Annotated in this window: 17 protein-coding genes; 6 read left to right on the forward strand and 11 right to left on the reverse strand. The window is 36.7% G+C overall.

Annotated features, from left to right (window positions below; genetic code table 11):
- Positions 1-7: 7 nt before the first annotated feature.
- From pstB (MKY81_RS20290) to MKY81_RS20325, 8 genes are all read right to left on the reverse strand, one after another.
- Entirely contained in the window at positions 8-787 is a 780-nt protein-coding gene (gene pstB / locus MKY81_RS20290) for a phosphate ABC transporter ATP-binding protein PstB (RefSeq protein WP_373454623.1), read from the reverse strand.
- Between the two features lie 260 nt (positions 788-1,047).
- Entirely contained in the window at positions 1,048-1,878 is an 831-nt protein-coding gene (gene pstB, locus MKY81_RS20295) for a phosphate ABC transporter ATP-binding protein PstB (protein WP_066228462.1), read from the reverse strand.
- A gap of 35 nt (positions 1,879-1,913) precedes the next feature.
- Positions 1,914-2,798 carry a phosphate ABC transporter permease PstA gene (gene pstA, locus MKY81_RS20300; protein ID WP_066228402.1) on the reverse strand — a complete coding sequence of 295 codons (885 nt, stop codon included), beginning with the start codon at positions 2,796-2,798 and terminating at the stop codon, positions 1,914-1,916.
- Positions 2,798-3,745: a phosphate ABC transporter permease subunit PstC gene (gene pstC, locus MKY81_RS20305; RefSeq protein ID WP_066228457.1), complete on the reverse strand. Its 948-nt coding sequence runs from the start codon at positions 3,743-3,745 to the stop codon at positions 2,798-2,800. The genes pstA and pstC overlap by 1 nt, the downstream gene beginning before the upstream one ends.
- A 146-nt stretch (positions 3,746-3,891) precedes the next feature.
- Complete coding sequence (locus MKY81_RS20310; RefSeq protein WP_108072002.1) at positions 3,892-4,797, reverse strand: phosphate ABC transporter substrate-binding protein PstS family protein; 906 nt, start codon at positions 4,795-4,797, stop codon at positions 3,892-3,894.
- A 251-nt stretch (positions 4,798-5,048) separates the two neighbouring features.
- Entirely contained in the window at positions 5,049-6,824 is a 1,776-nt protein-coding gene (gene pnpS / locus MKY81_RS20315) for a two-component system histidine kinase PnpS (RefSeq protein ID WP_066228398.1), read from the reverse strand.
- Positions 6,817-7,521 (reverse strand): response regulator transcription factor, encoded by a 705-nt coding sequence (locus tag MKY81_RS20320; protein WP_066228394.1) that lies wholly within the window; start codon positions 7,519-7,521, stop codon positions 6,817-6,819. The genes pnpS and MKY81_RS20320 overlap by 8 nt, the downstream gene beginning before the upstream one ends.
- Before the next feature lie 489 nt (positions 7,522-8,010).
- Positions 8,011-8,637 carry a helix-turn-helix transcriptional regulator gene (locus MKY81_RS20325; RefSeq protein ID WP_108072000.1) on the reverse strand — a complete coding sequence of 209 codons (627 nt, stop codon included), beginning with the start codon at positions 8,635-8,637 and terminating at the stop codon, positions 8,011-8,013.
- A gap of 152 nt (positions 8,638-8,789) precedes the next feature.
- Here MKY81_RS20325 and MKY81_RS20330 point away from each other — a divergent pair, with 152 nt between their 5' ends.
- The 4 genes from MKY81_RS20330 to MKY81_RS20345 all read left to right on the forward strand — a co-directional run bounded on the left by MKY81_RS20330 (position 8,790) and on the right by MKY81_RS20345 (position 11,159).
- Positions 8,790-9,329 carry an NADPH-dependent FMN reductase gene (locus tag MKY81_RS20330; protein WP_108071998.1) on the forward strand — a complete coding sequence of 180 codons (540 nt, stop codon included), beginning with the start codon at positions 8,790-8,792 and terminating at the stop codon, positions 9,327-9,329.
- Positions 9,330-9,481: 152 nt separating this feature from the next.
- Entirely contained in the window at positions 9,482-9,718 is a 237-nt protein-coding gene (locus tag MKY81_RS20335; protein ID WP_066228382.1) for an indolepyruvate ferredoxin oxidoreductase subunit alpha, read from the forward strand.
- A 123-nt stretch (positions 9,719-9,841) separates the two neighbouring features.
- Positions 9,842-10,969, forward strand: coding sequence for a stage II sporulation protein P (spoIIP, locus tag MKY81_RS20340; RefSeq protein WP_108071996.1), 1,128 nt, complete (start codon positions 9,842-9,844; stop codon positions 10,967-10,969).
- A gap of 61 nt (positions 10,970-11,030) precedes the next feature.
- Positions 11,031-11,159 (forward strand): hypothetical protein, encoded by a 129-nt coding sequence (locus MKY81_RS20345; RefSeq protein ID WP_280523957.1) that lies wholly within the window; start codon positions 11,031-11,033, stop codon positions 11,157-11,159.
- Positions 11,160-11,985: 826 nt separating this feature from the next.
- Here the strand turns inward: MKY81_RS20345 and MKY81_RS20350 are convergent.
- Both MKY81_RS20350 and MKY81_RS20355 read right to left on the reverse strand, forming a co-directional pair.
- The gene (locus tag MKY81_RS20350) at positions 11,986-13,347 is read right to left on the reverse strand and encodes a D-serine ammonia-lyase (protein ID WP_108071994.1); all 1,362 of its coding nucleotides are present in this window, start codon (positions 13,345-13,347) and stop codon (positions 11,986-11,988) included.
- Between the two features lie 12 nt (positions 13,348-13,359).
- The gene (locus tag MKY81_RS20355) at positions 13,360-13,875 is read right to left on the reverse strand and encodes a GNAT family N-acetyltransferase (protein ID WP_108071992.1); all 516 of its coding nucleotides are present in this window, start codon (positions 13,873-13,875) and stop codon (positions 13,360-13,362) included.
- A 115-nt stretch (positions 13,876-13,990) separates the two neighbouring features.
- On the opposite strand from MKY81_RS20355, the gene MKY81_RS20360 reads away from it, so the two are divergent.
- Positions 13,991-14,662, forward strand: a complete 672-nt coding sequence (locus MKY81_RS20360; RefSeq protein ID WP_244913485.1) for a lysoplasmalogenase — start codon at positions 13,991-13,993, stop codon at positions 14,660-14,662.
- Positions 14,663-14,788: 126 nt separating this feature from the next.
- On the opposite strand, the gene MKY81_RS20365 is transcribed toward MKY81_RS20360, so the two are convergent.
- Positions 14,789-15,763 (reverse strand): ring-cleaving dioxygenase, encoded by a 975-nt coding sequence (locus tag MKY81_RS20365; RefSeq protein ID WP_108071990.1) that lies wholly within the window; start codon positions 15,761-15,763, stop codon positions 14,789-14,791.
- 261 nt (positions 15,764-16,024) lie between these two features.
- Between MKY81_RS20365 and MKY81_RS20370 the strand changes: the two genes are divergently transcribed.
- On the forward strand, positions 16,025-17,371 hold the full coding sequence (locus MKY81_RS20370; RefSeq protein WP_108071988.1) for a TrkH family potassium uptake protein: 1,347 nt from the start codon (positions 16,025-16,027) through the stop codon (positions 17,369-17,371).
- Positions 17,372-17,469: the final 98 nt, after the last annotated feature.

Here is a 17,469-nt window from a genome sequence, read left to right on the forward strand (position 1 = left end):
TATGCAATTAGCCAAATCTCCCCGAGATATAATCTTCGGTTTCTTTTCTTTCTGGATTGGTAAAAATAGAATGGGTTTGATTGAATTCAACAATCTCACCATTTAGAAAAAATGCGGTTTCATCTGAAACGCGTGCTGCTTGTTGCATACTGTGTGTGACAATAATGATGGTGTACTGCTCCTTCAATTCTAATATTAGCTGCTCGATTTTTGAGGTAGAAATTGGGTCTAAAGCTGAAGCGGGTTCATCCATCAAAATGACATCAGGTTGAATGGCTAACACTCTCGCTATAACAAGTCTTTGCTGTTGTCCACCGGATAGTCCCATCGCAGATGTGTGTAAGCGATCTTTTACCTCATCCCATAACGCCGCTTGTCGTAAGCTTTTTTCGACGATTTCATCAATCATTCCTTTTTTCTTCATTCCATGAATTCGCAAGCCATAGGCGACATTTTCGTAAATGGACATTGGAAAAGGATTGGGACGTTGAAACACCATGCCTACTTGTTTTCGAAGTTCGACGACATCAATTTTCGGACTATAAATTTCCTGATTATTATAGTTTAGACTGCCTTCTACTCTGAAGCGTGGCACTAAATCATTCATACGATTCAATGTCCGCAAAAACGTAGATTTTCCACATCCTGACGGCCCGATAAGTGCGGTTACTCGATTTTTTTTCATATTGATTGATATATTTTTCAAAGCTTGGAATTGATCATAATATACATTTAATTCCTTGCTGCTAATGATTGTTTTCGTTGTTTCGCGTTGTTCCATTGAGATGGCCAATTCGTTTCACCTACTTCGTATGATATTATCCGTGTTTCTGTTCAAATAGGTTTTGCTAATTGTGACTGTTGATTTCCGCTCCAGGCACTCGCTTTCCGCGGGCGGTCCGGGGAGCCTCCTCAGCGCTTAAGCGCCTGCGGGGTCTCCCCTGCCCCGTACTCCCGCAGGAGTCTCGTGCCTTCCGCTCCAATCAACATAGTTATAAATTCAACAATGTATATCTAATACTTCCTTCAATTAAATTGTAAATTTACCTATCCAAAATTCCCGGAAACATAATCTTCTGTTTGTTTTTGCTGAGGATTTGTAAAAATGTTTCTTGTTTCACCGTATTCAATTAGATCCCCCATGTAGAAAAATGCTGTGTAATCAGAAATTCTGGCGGCTTGTTGCATGTTGTGTGTAACGATGACGACTGTATAGTCCTTTTTCAATTCCATGATTAACTCTTCAATTTTACTCGTTGAAATTGGATCTAAAGCGGATGCTGGTTCATCAAGTAAAAGGACATCCGGTTCCATCGCAATTGCTCTTGCAATACAAAGTCGCTGTTGCTGACCTCCTGATAATGCAAGGGCTGACTTATTTAAACGATCTTTAACCTCATCCCAAAGGGCCGCTTTGCGTAGGCTTTTTTCGACGATTTCCTGTAATACTTTTTTATTTTTCTCTCCGTGCTGTTTAGGGCCAAATGCGACATTATCAAAAATACTTTTTGCAAATGGATTTGGACGTTGAAACACCATCCCAATATTTTTTCGGATTTCAAATACATTGACATCCGCTTGATTAATATTAAATTCTTTATAAAAGATGCTTCCTTCGACACGACATCCTTGAATCTCGTCATTCATTCGATTTAAACTTCTTAAATAGGTAGATTTCCCACAACCTGATGGTCCAATAAATGCGGTCACTTGATTTTTATAAATGGGCATCGAGATATTTTTCAAAGCAAGATTACTCCCATAGTAAACATGTAAATCCTTTGTTTCTAATGCTGTTTCTTTCTTTACTGTCCGGTCCTTTCGTTCATTTTTTCGATTCGTAAGTGAAACAACGACTTTACTTTGTCTCTTTTCCATTAATGCTTCCATTCATTCCACTCCTTCGTTTGCTATTAAGAAGATGTCATTCTTTTATAGATAAGTTTTCCAATCCATCGTGCTGCAAGGTTAAAGAGTAAGATTAAGATGATAAGCAACGCGGATGTGCCACTCGATACCTCTTTTACATCAGGCATTAATCCTTCTGAATTAATTTTCCAAATATGAACGGCAAGTGTTTCTGCTGGTCTCATCGGATTAAGTGGTGATGTCGGGCTAAATGGATTCCAATTTGAAAAGTCGAGAATCGGCGTACTCATTCCGGCTGTATATATTAACGCGGCCGCTTCACCGAATACTCTCCCCGATGCAAGAATAATTCCGGTAACAATACCAGGGATGGCTGCTGGAAGTAATATTTTTTTGATCGTTTCCCATTTCGAAATGCCAAGGGCAAGTCCTGCTTCCCGCTGTGCATTGGATACACCTTTCAAAGAGGTTTCAACTACACTAACCATTAACGGTAAGTTAAATATCGTAAGGACGAGTGCACCAGTTAATATCGAGAACCCCCACCCCATATAAATGACGAAGAATAAAAATCCAAACAAACCAACGACAATGGACGGAAGGGATGACAATACTTCAATCACAGTGCGAAGAATATCGGTAAATACATTTTTCTTTGCATATTCAGACATATATATTCCAGCACCTAATGATAATGGAATGCTGATGATCATTGTTAAAACGAGTAAATAAAATGAATTAAAGAGCTGTGGTCCAATTCCCCCACCTGCCTGAAACGATTGTGGAGGTGATGTAATAAACTTCCAACTTATATTTCCGACCCCGTTGACGAGAATATAGCCAAATAATCCAGCTAGAAGCAAGACAATAACAGCGGCAATTGCGTAAAAAATAACGGTTGCCATACGATCGACGAGTTTTGCATTCATTAGTAAACCCTCCTGCGACCTAAGATGCGAATAATAATGATAAAGACTAGTGACATGAGCAATAACATTAATGCTAATGACCATAAAGCATTATTCTCTGCTTTCCCCATGACGGTATAACCCATTCCCATTGTTAAAATACTCGTTAATGTTGAAGCAGGTTCTACTAATGAAGTCGGTATGACGGTAGAGTTTCCAATAACCATCTGTACGGCTAAAGCTTCACCAAATGCACGAGCCATTCCGAAAACGATCGCTGTCAATAAGCCAGGTAATGAAGTCTTAAGAATAACTCGGTAAATGGTTTGCCAGCGTGTTGCACCTAATGCTAAAGAAGCTTCTCTTATTTGCATTGGGACGGCTTCGATGGCATCCATTGAAAGACTTGTAATTGTCGGTAAAATCATCACTGTCAAAACGATTGTTCCTGCTGCAATGCCAAATCCACTTCCTCCTAGATGCTCTCTCAAGAAAGGAACAACGACACTTAAGCCAACAAATCCATATACAACTGATGGGATTCCAACAAGAAGCTCTATAACTGGCTGCAACACTTTCTTCCCAAACTTTGGTGAAATTTCTGTCATAAATATCGCTGCACCAATAGCAAGTGGTGAGCAAATAATGGCTGCTAAAAGAGTAACTGCAAAGGAACCGAAAATAAGCGGCAACGCCCCTACAATTGGTTTTCCTAATTCATTTAAACTACCAGGCTTCCACTCTAGTCCTGTAAAAAAGTCAACGATACTTGCTTTATTAACTGTAAAAGTGCTAAACCCTTTTGATGCAACAAAATATAAAATGGAAATCGCAATCATAATCATGATAGAAACAGAAGTAAATGTGAGAATTCTCCCCCTTTTTTCAGTCCAAATCTTAGTTGAAGAATTCCACTGTTTTTCAGTCATCTTTATATCCTTTAATTCCAAGATACTTTCCCCTTTCAAAGACATGTGTCAGTTTCTTGAAGAAAATGATTCTAGCAGCTAACACAAGCATAAAAAACGAATACTTCTCCCTTTTTCTTACAATCAATGAAACTTCCATTCTTAGCTTTCGACTAATGAATGGAAGTTCTAATCCTATAAGTTACCTATTTATTCTTTATATTCCCATCTGCATCACGTTCTACTTTCATTCCTGTCACTGGAATATAACCTAGTTTCGGAATAACTGAAGATTGAATGTCATCACTTAGGATGAAGTCTAAAAATTCTTTTGCTAATCCTTTAGGCTCACCGTTTGTGTACATATGTTCATACGCCCAGATTTTCCAATCATTTGTTTCTACATTTGCTTCCGTTGGTGCAACGCCATCCACTTTTAATGGTTGAATCGAATCATTGAAATAAGAGAATGCTAGATAACTAATCGCTCCTGGTGTTTCACTAACAATTTTTTGAACAGTACCAGATGAATCTTGTTCTTGTGCTTTAGCAGGTGTTGCTCCATCAAGTGCATGCTTTTCAAATACTGCTCTTGTTCCAGATCCTTCCGCACGGTTGATAATGACAATTTTCACATCTTTACCGCCGACATCTTTCCAGTTTTTAATTTTTCCTGTAAAGATGTCAATAAGTTGTTTCTTCGTAATGTCTTCTACACCTGCATCTTTATTTACTACTGGCCCCATGCCTACTACTGCGACTTTATGGTCAACAAGTTTACTTGCATCAATGCCATCCTTTTCTTCTGCAAAAATATCAGAGTTACCGATATCTACTGCACCTTCACTAATTTGGCTTAGGCCCGTACCACTTCCGCCTCCTTGGACATTAATGGTAGCCCCTTGATTTGTACTCATATATTGATTTGCTGCTTCATCAACCAATGGTTGTAATGCACTTGATCCAACTGCAGTGATTGAGCCTTTTGTTGATTCTTTATCTCCACCTTCTGCATTTGCTTTCGAGCCTGTTTCATTATTGCTTCCACATCCGGCTGCGAAAATTGCAAACACTAGTAACATACTAAATAATGCTAAGACTCTTTTTCTCATCTACTTTTGCCCCCTAGTTTTTTAGGTGATTTTTCTTACAAGATTAAGATAATCTATGGGTATTAAGCGTGTATTAATGAAATGTTAAGATATTGTAAATTAGAATCTGTTAAACAAGGGGGTTGATTTCCGCTGCAGGTGCTCGCTTTTCCGCTTCAATCAACCAAATGTAAAAATTTGCAAAGCGACTTAACATTGCAATAAAAAAACACATCCATAATCGGATGTGTTTGATAGAATTTCGAGAAAATCTACCTATTTTGTTTTTTAGGAAGGGTTATTGTAAATAGTGTTCCCTTGCCTTCTTCACTATCTACTTGGATAGAACCATGGTGGGATTCGACTAGATGTTTGACAATCGCAAGTCCAAGTCCAGTTCCTCCTGAATTACGTGAGCGAGCTTTATCCACTCGATAGAAACGTTCAAAAATGCGTGGCAATTCTTCTTTCGAAATTCCAATACCAGTATCTTTCACAGTTAACTCAATTTGGTCGTCTTTTTCCACAATCCCAATTTCAATTGTTCCTTTGTCAGGAGTATAGGTCACAGCATTGGCAACAAGATTCAATATAATTTGCTGCAAACGATCCTTTTCCGCATCAATGATGACTGGTTTTTGATTAGGAAGTTTGATAGTTAATTGTTTTTTATTAATTTCTTCTTGAATCGTATCGATCGTTTCGTAAATGACACCTGTTACATTTAATGGCTCGGGATGAAATGGAAGCTGATGCTGTTCAATTTTTGATAAGTGAAGAATATCGGTAATTAAACGATGGAGCCGCTCACTTTCATCATGAATAATCGTTAAGAAGGATTTTGCTATTTCGGGATCATACATTGCACCATCTAGCAATGTTTCTGCAAATCCTTTCAAAGAAGTAATAGGTGTTTTTAATTCATGCGAAACATTAGCAACAAATTCGCTACGCATTTTCTCCAATCTCCGAATGTCCGTTATATCATGAAGGACCGTAATGATTCCTTTTATTTCTCCATTTGCCCCTAAATAGGGTGCTAAATGAGCATCCAAAATTCTTTGATCGGGGTAATACATTTGCACTTCATCATGAATTTTTATTTTTTTCTTTAATGATTGATCAATTAATTGACTAAGACCAAAGCTTTTGCCTGCTTCAATATGTAGTTTACCTCTTAATTGATCGGCCGTTGATCCAATAATTTTTTCCATAGCTGGATTTACAAGAACGATGCGGCCTTCCGGATTGATTAGCATGACGCCACTAACCATATTGGTTAGCACACCAGTTAATTTTTGCTGATTTTCGCTAATTTCCTCCATCTGGTGCTGTAAGCTTTTCGCTAATGTATTGATAGCGATCGAAAGCTGCTCCAGTTCCCCGTTTGTTTTCGCCCTTACTCTGCTACTATAATCTTTTTCAGAAAGTCTTCTAGCTACTTGGATAATATCTTCAATCGGTCTTGTAATTCCTTTCGCTAAGCTAATGGCAATAATACTTGCTAAAATTAATGTAATTCCCATCGCTAAACCAAGACTTAGCCACAATTTTTTTATAGCATGATCAATATTTTGCAATGTAAACGCAACTCTTATTACTCCGACTACTTGATCATCGTTTTGAATAGGAGTGGCCACATACATCATATTGTAACCAAGGGTTTCACTAAATCTAATGGACTCAGCATTTTTCTTATGCCGTTTGATAATATCTTTAAACTCGGGACGATTCGCATGACTTTCCATCTTTGCCGGGTTATCTTCAGAATCCGCTATCACGTCACCGTTCGCATCAATGATGGTAATTCTAGGTTGGTTTTCGGCATAAAAGCTTTCGACCTTTTCTTGCAATTCATTGGATTGTTTTCGAATTTCTTTTGAATTAATAAATTCAGATACAATATTTGCATCTTGAAATAATTGATTCCTTGTCATATCCATATAAGTATTTTTCATCAAATCTCCGATAAAAAAACCTATCGCTAGTAGGACAAAAAACAATAGCAATAAAAAACGAAAAGAAATTTTCAACCAAAGTTTATTCATTTTTCGGTCCTTCCATTTTATATCCAAAGCCTCTTATCGTTTTAATATATTGTGGTTGTTTCGTATCTTCTTCAATTTTTTCGCGTAAATGACTAATGTGGACATCCACAATTCTAGTATCTCCTGCATAATCATAATTCCATACCGAATCTAACAGTTGATCCCTGCTTAAAACTTTCCCTCTATTACTTGATAAATAGAGCAGAAGTTCAAATTCCTTCGGTGTTAGTTCTAGCTTCTCACTTTTAAAATAAGCTTCAAATTGCTCCGGATATACCTTCAAATGGCCGATTGTATAATGCGGTTCTTCGGTTTCATTTGCTTCATTCGTTTCCGTTGTTCTTCGTAAGATTGCCTTTACTCTAGCAACAACCTCTCTAGGACTAAATGGTTTTGTTAAATAATCATCTGCACCGAGCTCAAGTCCGAGAATCTTGTCCAATTCATCCCCTTTAGCTGTCAGCATTAAGATTGGAGTTTTTATTTTTTCCTGGCGAAGTCTTTTACAAATTTCCATTCCATCCATTCCAGGCAGCATTAAATCTAAAACGATAAAACTAAATTGTTCCTTCAAGGCAAGTTCATAGCCTTCGGTACCATTTGCGGCAGTAATAACGGAAAATCCCGCTTGTTCTAAGTTGAATTTTAAAAGTGTAACGATTGAAGGTTCATCATCGACTACAAGTATTTTATTCATGTTAAAAGCTCCCTCCAAGTACCAGCTTATTTTTCTTTATCATACATGGAAGGGATTTTTATGTCATTAAAGAAATATTTTCATAAGCAAAAAAAACTATTAGAATGGATCTGGAAATATTCGTGTAAAGTAGCTTCGTTTCTATAAATTTCTTAATGGGGTTTTGACTACCAAGTTGGACTCGTTGCTTCGTTCTTGGGCTTCATTCCAGGGCTTTGACTACCAAGTTGAGCTGGTTGCTTCGTTCTTGAGCTTCATTCCAGGGCTTTGGCGACCAAGTTGGGCTGATTGCTTCGTTCTTGGGCTCCATTCCGGGGTTTTGACTACCAAGTTGGACTCGTTGCTCCGTTCTTGGGCTTCATTCCAAGGCTTTGGCGACCAAGTTGGACTTTTTGCTTCGCTCTTGGGCTTCATTCCGGGGCTTTGGCGACCAAGTTGGGCTGGTTGCTTCTCTCACCGGATAGATTGAATAACCTCCACATAAGAATGTTACTTTTCTTTAATCACGTATTTACAATGATCGCCGCCTTTAGACATGCAGCACACTTGTTCAATTTCATTTGTTTTTAATATCTTTTGAAATAAAGAGTGCTCACATGAACATGCTTTTTGGTACTTTCTAGCAACGTCAAAAATAGGACAATTATACTCCGTTAATTCAAAAGTACCATCCTCTTTTTCAACCCACTCCACCATATACCCGTTTTCGTTTTGAATATTAGCCAGTTCCGCTACCCGATCCTTTAATTGATTGTGTTGAATACGCTCTTTATATTTATTTTCTAATCGTCGTTCACGGTTTTGGAATAACGTATCTATCATCTCTTGTCCGTTCATTTCTTCAATGTCTTCCAGAAATTCAACTGTTATACTCGAATAGCTTTTTGGAAATTGATTTTCGCCCGTTTTTGTCAAAAAATACACTTGGACAGGTCTTCCCATCGATTTCCGTATTGTTTCGGATTGGATCAATCGTTCATTTTCTAAATTATTTAAATGGCGTCTTACCGCCATTCCGGTAATTTCAAGATGAGATTCCAAATCAACCACACTTAATTTTTTATATCTTTTTAATAAATGAAGAAGTTGATCCCTCGTTGAAGATTTTTTTTCCAACTTTCTCACCTCCGAATTTTTTCGTTGTACGAAGTAGTTTATTTTGTTATATTGATTATAACAACATTTTATACAAAAATATATAAAAAGTGTAGCTTATCGGTATGCCTTGCATATTTTAGAAGTACTACTACATAATTAAGGAGATTAACATGAAACTACTTGGAATTTCTGGTACTATTTCAGGTGAAAGAACAAGGTTAGTTGTTGAAAAAATACTTCAATCCGCCAAAGAACAATTCCCTGAAATAGAGATCGAATTATTAGATTTACAAAAATACGATGTTCAATTTTGTGATGGCCGGAACCCATCTACGTATACGGGGGATACGAAAACCGTTATTGATATCGTGTCTTCAGCTGATTTTTACATTATTGGAACACCAATTTATCAAGCGTCGATGACGGGAGCATTGAAAAACTTGTTTGATTTAGTACCGGTCGATGCATTTAGCGGGAAAGTCATCGGTTTTGCAGCAACAGGGGGAACATACCAACATTACTTAGTCATTGAAAACCAATTAAAACCAATTGCGGGATTTTTTCGATCATTTGTTGCACCGAATTATGTCTATGTTCACGATACCCATTTCAATTCAAGCAATGAAATCATCGATCAAAATGTCATTCAACGTATAAACGGACTTGCACATCAAGTCGTTTTCATGCAAAAATCATTAAATCATAAATAAAATGATTGAATTTTTTATATGCTAGAATATAGGATAAATATATCCTGATTGATAGTATAATGAATTGAGAACCAATTGGCTCTGTTTTATCTAACTATAATCATTCTCATTCCAGTTTCTAATGAGAAATCATGTAAAGGTGGTCAGTTTATATGGCTTTTGTAATTACATTTCCTTGTCAAGGAGAGAAAGCTGCAGAATGTGTAGAGGTTTGCCCAGTCGATTGTATTGCTGAAGGAAAGGATCAATTTTACATCGATCCGGATATTTGTATTGATTGCGGTGCATGCCAAGCAGTTTGCCCGGTTGACGCTATCTTCCACGAAGAAGAATTACTCGATGAGGACATGGAGTACTTTGAAAAAGCGAAGAAGTTTTTTACAACTTGATAATCATTAAGAAAAACGCCTGAACCTACAGGCGTTTTTTTCATTTCTCCTATTCCATTTTGTGATTCTACTAAAATTTTTACAAACATATAAATAGAATAACATGAATCACGAGGTGAGTTGATGAAGAAACGGACACCATTTATTGTCCCCTTTTTACTTGTAGCAGCGATTTTATTTATTTCCAGCCTTCTAACCTCAGTAGGGAGCAAATATTTTACTTCCTCCTATGTAAGTCAATCCATGAAAAACTTCTCTCCGGAAAACTTTGTTTATTTAATGGGATTGGAATTTTCACAAGTACATGAAGTATTACCGGAAAAAAGTAAGCCGCCGAAAATATCGACAGTTGTTTTTAATGCAGCTACAAATTTGAAGCCTGGTGATATTCGGAGCTTACTTGGCAGAGAGCTGCCCGGATTTTACTCCTATGATGCGGAAATCTTTTTTGCCGGAAAAGGGGCGGATTATACGAATTTACCTGTTGAATCTTCTCCTCCTCTTGAAGAAGTGCTGAAAGATAATGAAATTAATGAGGAAAATATTAAATCTGACGTTCCTGAAACAAATAAAAAGAAACCTAAAATGACGACAAATGGCAGAAAAGTTGTATATATTTACCACACGCATAGCTATGAGTCATTTAAACCACTTTTGAAAAATGGGGCAGTTTCAAGTAATAATGAAAAGGTAAATGTCGTTGCGGTTGGAAAAAAACTAACCGAAGAACTTGAAGAGCGTGGGATTGGTGTGGTGCATGATAAAACTAATATGGCAGAAGCACTTCATGCCAAAGGATGGTCTGTAAATGATGCCTACACCTTATCAAGAAGTATGGTTGCATCCACTTTATCCAGAAATAAAGATATTACGAATATAATTGATATTCATAGGGATTCTCAACCACGAAAATTAACAACAACTAAAATTAATGGGAAGCCATATGCCAAAATTTCTATTATTGTTGGAAAAGAAGTGAACAACTTTGAAAAAAATCGAAGCTTTGCTTTAAAATTTGCTAAGCAAATGGAGAAAAAATATCCCGGTATTATGCTTCATGGTGTAATGATCAAAGGGTATAATCAAGGAAATGGAAAGTATAATCAAGATCTGGCTAAAAATGCGATGCTATTCGAAATCGGTGGCGTTGATAATAATCTTGATGAATTGTATCGTACAGCAGAAGCTATTGCTGACGTGTACAGCGAATTTTACTGGGAAGCGGAAAAGGTTTCTGCTGAGCAGAAATAATAGAATGCTGTACATCAAATAAGGACAAACTGAAATGGAAATAAGAAAGGAGATGGTGTTCATGACAAAAAAATTTAACAAAGGAAGTAAAAATCAAAACGCACCCCAATCACAAGGCCAGGATCCTTTTAGCGGGGATAACAGTAAGGGAAATAAACGAAATAAAGGTAAGAACTCTAAAGAAGATTGAGAAAAGACAAACCGGTTTATTCGAATAACGGGTTCACTTGTTAGGTGCAAAACGCTAAATCACAAACATAATCACATAAATTTCACAACACAATTCACAGTATATTGCACAGTCAAAAAGGTGTAGGGATACAAATATCCCATGCCTTTTTTTTAATTTTACTAACCAGTTGTATAAGTTCAGTATATGCCCTAGCAAGTTTGAAAAATAAGCGGAGAAATTTCCCTTAATTAATAAATTTCACTGAAAATGACCTAAATAGACGAAGAAATTCCGCCTATTGACTCGAAAAACGTAAAAATGGGTATTTTTTCTTTGCCTAACCGGAAAATCTCCGCTTATATCCCTGAACCAGGACTCTATTTTGTAGTTTAAGCGGAAAATCTCCGCTTATTAAATATCACTGGTTTCTTCAATTAAGGTAAGAAATCTAGTTAACCTCATTTGGATACATTTCAGGTAGCCTTCGCGAGGTAAAAATGCATCTGTGGGGTCTTCTAAGACCGCTAATCATGTAGGAATCTGTGTGCCCGGGAAATTTATCCATTAAAATTAAATCCAACAACCCCTGTAATCACAACATAATCCACATACTAAATCACAAAAAACTCACACACCTCCAATAATTATTTCATACTCCGTGTTTTTACTATGTGATTCAGGAAACAATTAACAATTAAAATTCACCAAAATGTTGATAAATCAGTAAAAAACGCACTGTGAATCATAGTGTGAATTCAAGTGCGTTTTCCTATGTGTTTTACAATGTTTGCACCTCAAAAGTGAACCCGTTCTTTATTCGAACCGGTTTGTTTTTTCGAAGTAATTATTTTCCTAATTGGAATTGCAATCCTCTTTGATAATAGGTTTCCATCACTTCCTTCGGGACCATACTCCCGCCTGTGCCCCAAGCAAGATGAACTGCATTTCGCATTTTTCCTAATACAAATTGGTCTTCCAAATACTTTAGTCCCGACCGATCATTAAATAGTCGAATCGGTCCGGCTACTCCCGCCAACGCCGAAGGTTCTAAATACATCCCCTCTGTATCGGCTAAAGTGCTAAGTAAAGCATATAAGTGTTCATCACTTACTGTATATACTCCGCTAATTAGATTTTCCAATGTTTTACCGACAAATCGTGATGGTCTTCCAACAGCGAGTCCATCCGCTGCTGTTACATTATCAATTCCAAATTCTTGTACTGATATATGATCATGCTGTTCTGTCATTAATCCTAGAAGCATGCAAGGAGAATGGGTCGGCTCAGCAAAAAAGCAGTGAACATGGTCTTTAAATACTAATTTAAGCCCGAAAGCTACTCCGCCTGGTCCGCCCCCAACTCCACATGGAAGATAAACAAATAATGGATGCTCCTCATCCACTTTAATATCCATCTTGTCAAATTGTTCTTTTAATCGAAACGCTGCAACTGCATACCCTAAAAATAAAGTAGTCGAATTTTCATCATCAATAAAATAGCCGTTAGGATTTTGTTCTGCTTGCTTTCTCCCTTCTTCTACTGCTTTACTATAATCGGATGGATGTTCTACTACATTTACTCCTTTACTTCTTAACAGGTCTTTTTTCCATTGCTTCGCATCAGCAGACATATGTACGGTTACGCTAAATCCAAGCTTCGCACTCATGATCCCAATACTTAACCCTAAATTTCCTGTTGAGCCGACGACAATCGAGTATTGTGAATAAAATTTTCTAAACCTCTCACTATCAATCATAGAATAGTCATCTTTAAACGTTAGCATATTTGCTTCGATGGCGAGGTCTTCGGCATGTTTTAATACTTCGTATATTCCCCCTCTTGCTTTTATTGATCCTGATATGGCAAGATGACTATCACATTTGAGCAAAAGTCTTCCTTCCATTGTTTTTTTCATTTTACTTTCAAGCACTTTTTGCATATGAGGAATCTCGACAGTAGGAGATTCGATGATCCCATTCATTTCTTTTGTTTCAGGAAACACTTGCGCAATATAAGAAGAAAAACGTAGTAATCTTTGTTCTGCTTCTTTTACATCTTTTTCACTCAAGGATATATGTTTCATTGCTTCTTTAAATGTTCCGTATTTCGGATTTGTCCAAAATACTTCTTCGGTTGAAATCATTTGCTTAATTAAAGGATAGTTCTTTTCCCATTCTTCAACAGTTTTTCCTGCGATTCTTTCCATGTTATACTCCTTTCATAAACCGATTTTACGCTCCAACTCCCACTTATAAATTAATAGATTCAATTCAGCACCACCTATTGTAATTTTCTTAGAATCGAACCATTTTGCTCCTAATGCCTCGTAAAAATGGAGGGATTTATTTTGTTCTAATACTTCCACAAATATTGTCGTATATCCTAATTTCTCAAATTGATTGAACATCGGTTCCACTAGCTTTCTTCCAATTCCCATTCCTTGATACGATTCGAGAATATAAATAGCAGTAAGATCCCCCGCATTTTCTGTATGATTATTTCCTCTTTTACCACCGCTGACAAATCCTACAATTTCACCCTCATCATTTTCGGCAACAAAAACATCGTTCCCTTCTTCACTAATATTCTTTTTCCATAATTCTGTCCGTTGTTCATAGGATAGATTATCTAAAAAAGAATCCGGTACGATGTTTTTGTAGGTTGTCTTCCAGCTATCTACATGAACTTTCGCGATTCCAACTGCATCGAGTATCTCTGCTCTTCTAATAAACACTTTCATAATTCCCCTTTCAAGTAAAAAGTTTTTATTTTCATTCTACTTTAAGAATCAATTTGGTACTATAAGATTAGGAATTATCTGAATTATATTTCGTTAGGCGGGGATCAAATTGAAAAAGTATTTGTTACCAATCTTTATCTTAATAATGAGCGTTTTGTATATTTTTTTCATCCCAGAACATCCAATGCTAATTAAGATTTTGTTCAAACTAATTCCGATGTGGTTAATTATTAGCTATGCTTATTTACATCGCCCATCCACGTCATCAAAAACCTATTGGACCATTATTTGTGGATTATTCTTCTGTATGCTTGGTGATGGAACTCTTCATTGGTTTATCGTTGGACTATCCGCTTTTCTTATTGGACACCTTTTTTATATGGGTGCTTTTTTTAGCAATTGGCGGTTTTCATGGCTCCGTTTCGTTTCCATTATTCCGATTGTTTGTTATTCCTTTTTCATGGGAAAGGAATTAATTACAGCAATTATTCAAAATGGAAATGCTTCACTTGTCATTCCTGTAATCTTCTATGTAATTGTTATTTCATTAATGACTTGGTCGGCAATCATGACCGGTAACATATGGGCGAGCATAGGCAGTATTTTATTCGTTATTTCTGATTCCATCCTATCATGGAATATGTTTGTCGCAAACATTCCATATTCAAATGTATTAATCATGACGACTTATTATTTGGCTCAATTTCTTATTGCACATAGTGCTCGATCCATTGTGTCTAGCACTCTGTATTTAGACAAAAAAATTGGGAGCACCATTTAATGTAATGTGCTCCCGTACCTAACCATTTTTCCTATTCATTTTTGATCTGATCTTCTGGTTCATAATCTAATCTTTCGACTTTCCCATTTATAAGCAAGCTACAAAAGAAAAATCAAGTAGTTTTGTTTATGATTGTTTCGTGTCTAGCGGCTTTAAGTTTGCTTCAATTTGACTGCGTTTTTGTTCCAAAAATGGTGGTAATGCTAATCTTTCTCCTAAGTGCTCAATATCCTCATCTGTTGCAAAGCCTGGCCCATCCGTTGCAAGCTCAAACAAAATACCATTCGGCTCTCGATAGTATAAAGATTTGAAATAAAATCGATCTACAAATCCGGAGTTTGGCATTCTCTCCCCTTTTATTTTTTGAACCCATTCCTTTAATTCCTCTTCATTGTCCACCCGGAATGCAACGTGATGTACCCCTCCACGCCCCAATCTTTCTCTTGGCAAATCTGTTCTTTCCTCGATATGAACTTCGGCTCCTGTTCCACCTTCACCGGTTTCATAAACGAGAACATCTGGCTGACCGTGAACCGCCGAAGGGTACTTTCCTTTTAGACTGAATCCCATTATGTCAGTAAGTACCTCTACAGTGGGTTCACTATTCGGAACGGTTAATTTTACGGGTCCTAATCCAATAATCCCATATTCATTTGGAATTGGACTTTTCCCCCAAGGAGTGCCGGCTGCCACGCCTTGATTATTTTCATCTGAAACAAGAATGAGTCGCTGCCCCTCAAAATCTTTAAATCGAAGGGCTTTCCGATTAAAAACTTCTTCAATTTCACTATGTTCGATCGCCAACTCTTCAAATCGATTTTTCCAAAATGCCAATGCTTGATTATTTTTTACACGTAATGATATTTCAGAAATACTATTATTTCCGTCATGATTCCTTGCCGCATGTGGGATTTCAAAAAAGGTGAGCTCTGTACCGGCATTACCTAGTTCATCACCGTAAAATAAATGATAAACCGAAACATCATCTTGATTTACAGTTTTTTTGATTAAGCGCATTCCAAGTGTTTTTGTATAGAAATAAAAATTATTTTGCGCATTTGCAGTAAATGCAGATACGTGATGGATTCCTTTTAGTTGCATAGTGTCCAACTCCTTTTGTACATATTTTATCTCTTATTTCCCCAAAAATAATTTCGTATATTAAATATCTTGAATTAAAGATAATTGATAAATTGGTTTCTGTCAATAAAATAAGGTAATTAATATTTGTAATTAAATTTTTTGAAAAGGGGAATATAAACATATATGAAATTCAATAATTTTCAAATATAATAGAAAAATAATTAAAGAAAAGGGTCATTGTAAACTATTCTTAAGATTCTTGAAAAAGGGACGAAAACGATGATAAATAATCTGTATAAACGCTTAAAGCTTTCACCTCCAAAAATATTAATCCTTGGTTTTGTTGTAATTATATTCATTGGTTGTTTGCTTCTTCAATTACCTATCGCTACACAGGATGGGAAGGGGTTAAGCTGGATTAATGCCTTATTTACAGCAACTTCTGCAACATGTGTTACAGGTCTCGTTGTTGTTGATACTGGAACAACCTTTACTGTATTTGGACAAATGACTGTGTTGGCCTTAATTCAAATTGGGGGACTTGGGTTTATGACCTTTGCAACTTTATTCGCCCTGTTAATTGGAAGAAAGATCTCTTTGAAGGAACGATTATTGTTACAAGAAGCATTAAATGTGGTTTCTACTCAGGGGGTAGTCCGACTAGTTAAAACAGTCCTTTTCTTTACGCTAATTACGGAAGGGCTAGGAGCAATTTTATTAAGTATCCGTTTTTCATTTGATATGCCCCTTGCAAAAGCGATATATTTCGGAGTTTTTCATTCCATTTCTAACTTTAATAATGCAGGCTTTGATTTAATGGGCGGATTCCGGAGTTTAACAGGATACGTATCAGACCCTGTTGTAACTTTGGTGATCTCATCATTAATTATTCTAGGGGGAATTGGATTTATTGTTGTTCATGATTTCCTTGAACATAAATCCTTCCGTAGATTTTCGTTACATAGTAAAGTGGTACTTTGCACGACCGGAGCTTTAGTATTATTTGGGACAATGTTTATTTTCTTATTAGAATATAGTAATCCTAAGACACTACAACCGCTTTCTTCAAGTGGAAAAATCCTCGCTTCCCTTTTCCAATCGGTTACAGCAAGAACGGCGGGGGCAAATACAGTGAACATCCCTGATTTAACTGATTCCACGATATTTTTACTTATTATCTTAATGTTTATTGGTGCTTCTCCAGGCTCAACGGGTGGCGGAATTAAAACGACAACCTTTGTTACGTTATTAGGAGCAGCTTGGGCACAAATGAGAGGGAAGGAAGATGTCGTTTTCTTTCGCCAACGCTTAGTTCCCACGATGATTTATAAGGCAATCACTGTAGCATTAATTGGCTTTACAGTCGTTGTGATCGTCACGATGCTTCTTTCGATAACTGAAACAGAGAAAAACTTCGAGGTTATCTTATTTGAAGCAACCTCGGCCTTTGGAACGGTCGGACTATCAATGGGGCTTACTCCGGAGCTTTCCATACTAGGGAAAATTATTATTTCAATAACGATGTTTATTGGCCGATTAGGTCCACTGACAATTGCTATTGCCTTAACACATAAACAAACTAAAGAACTTTATCGTTATCCAAAGGGAAGATTTATGATTGGGTAATGAAACCATTCCGGGAGAAGTTTTCTCTCGGAATGGTTTATTTATACATGTCGGTGAAGTTTACATTTTTCGAAGATATCTTTGACTAAAACAAACTT

Source organism: Heyndrickxia sp. FSL W8-0423 (genome assembly GCF_038009395.1).
In the GTDB taxonomy this organism is placed as follows: Bacteria; Bacillota; Bacilli; order Bacillales; family Bacillaceae_C; genus Heyndrickxia; species Heyndrickxia sporothermodurans.

Bases quoted from the DNA above. Each gene is read 5' to 3' on its own strand.
- spoIIP (WP_108071996.1), top strand. From the start codon at position 9,842: ATGAAGAAACGGACACCATTTATTGTCCCCTTTTTACTTGTAGCAGCG.
- MKY81_RS20330 (WP_108071998.1), top strand. From the start codon at position 8,790: ATGAAACTACTTGGAATTTCTGGTACTATTTCAGGTGAAAGAACAAGG.
- MKY81_RS20345 (WP_280523957.1), top strand. From the start codon at position 11,031: ATGACAAAAAAATTTAACAAAGGAAGTAAAAATCAAAACGCACCCCAA.
- MKY81_RS20350 (WP_108071994.1), bottom strand. From the start codon at position 13,347: ATGGAAAGAATCGCAGGAAAAACTGTTGAAGAATGGGAAAAGAACTAT.
- pstA (WP_066228402.1), bottom strand. From the start codon at position 2,798: ATGAATGCAAAACTCGTCGATCGTATGGCAACCGTTATTTTTTACGCA.
- pstB (WP_066228462.1), bottom strand. From the start codon at position 1,878: ATGGAAAAGAGACAAAGTAAAGTCGTTGTTTCACTTACGAATCGAAAA.
- MKY81_RS20335 (WP_066228382.1), top strand. From the start codon at position 9,482: ATGGCTTTTGTAATTACATTTCCTTGTCAAGGAGAGAAAGCTGCAGAA.
- MKY81_RS20370 (WP_108071988.1), top strand. From the start codon at position 16,025: ATGATAAATAATCTGTATAAACGCTTAAAGCTTTCACCTCCAAAAATA.
- pnpS (WP_066228398.1), bottom strand. From the start codon at position 6,824: ATGAATAAACTTTGGTTGAAAATTTCTTTTCGTTTTTTATTGCTATTG.
- MKY81_RS20320 (WP_066228394.1), bottom strand. From the start codon at position 7,521: ATGAATAAAATACTTGTAGTCGATGATGAACCTTCAATCGTTACACTT.
- MKY81_RS20365 (WP_108071990.1), bottom strand. From the start codon at position 15,763: ATGCAACTAAAAGGAATCCATCACGTATCTGCATTTACTGCAAATGCG.
- MKY81_RS20310 (WP_108072002.1), bottom strand. From the start codon at position 4,797: ATGAGAAAAAGAGTCTTAGCATTATTTAGTATGTTACTAGTGTTTGCA.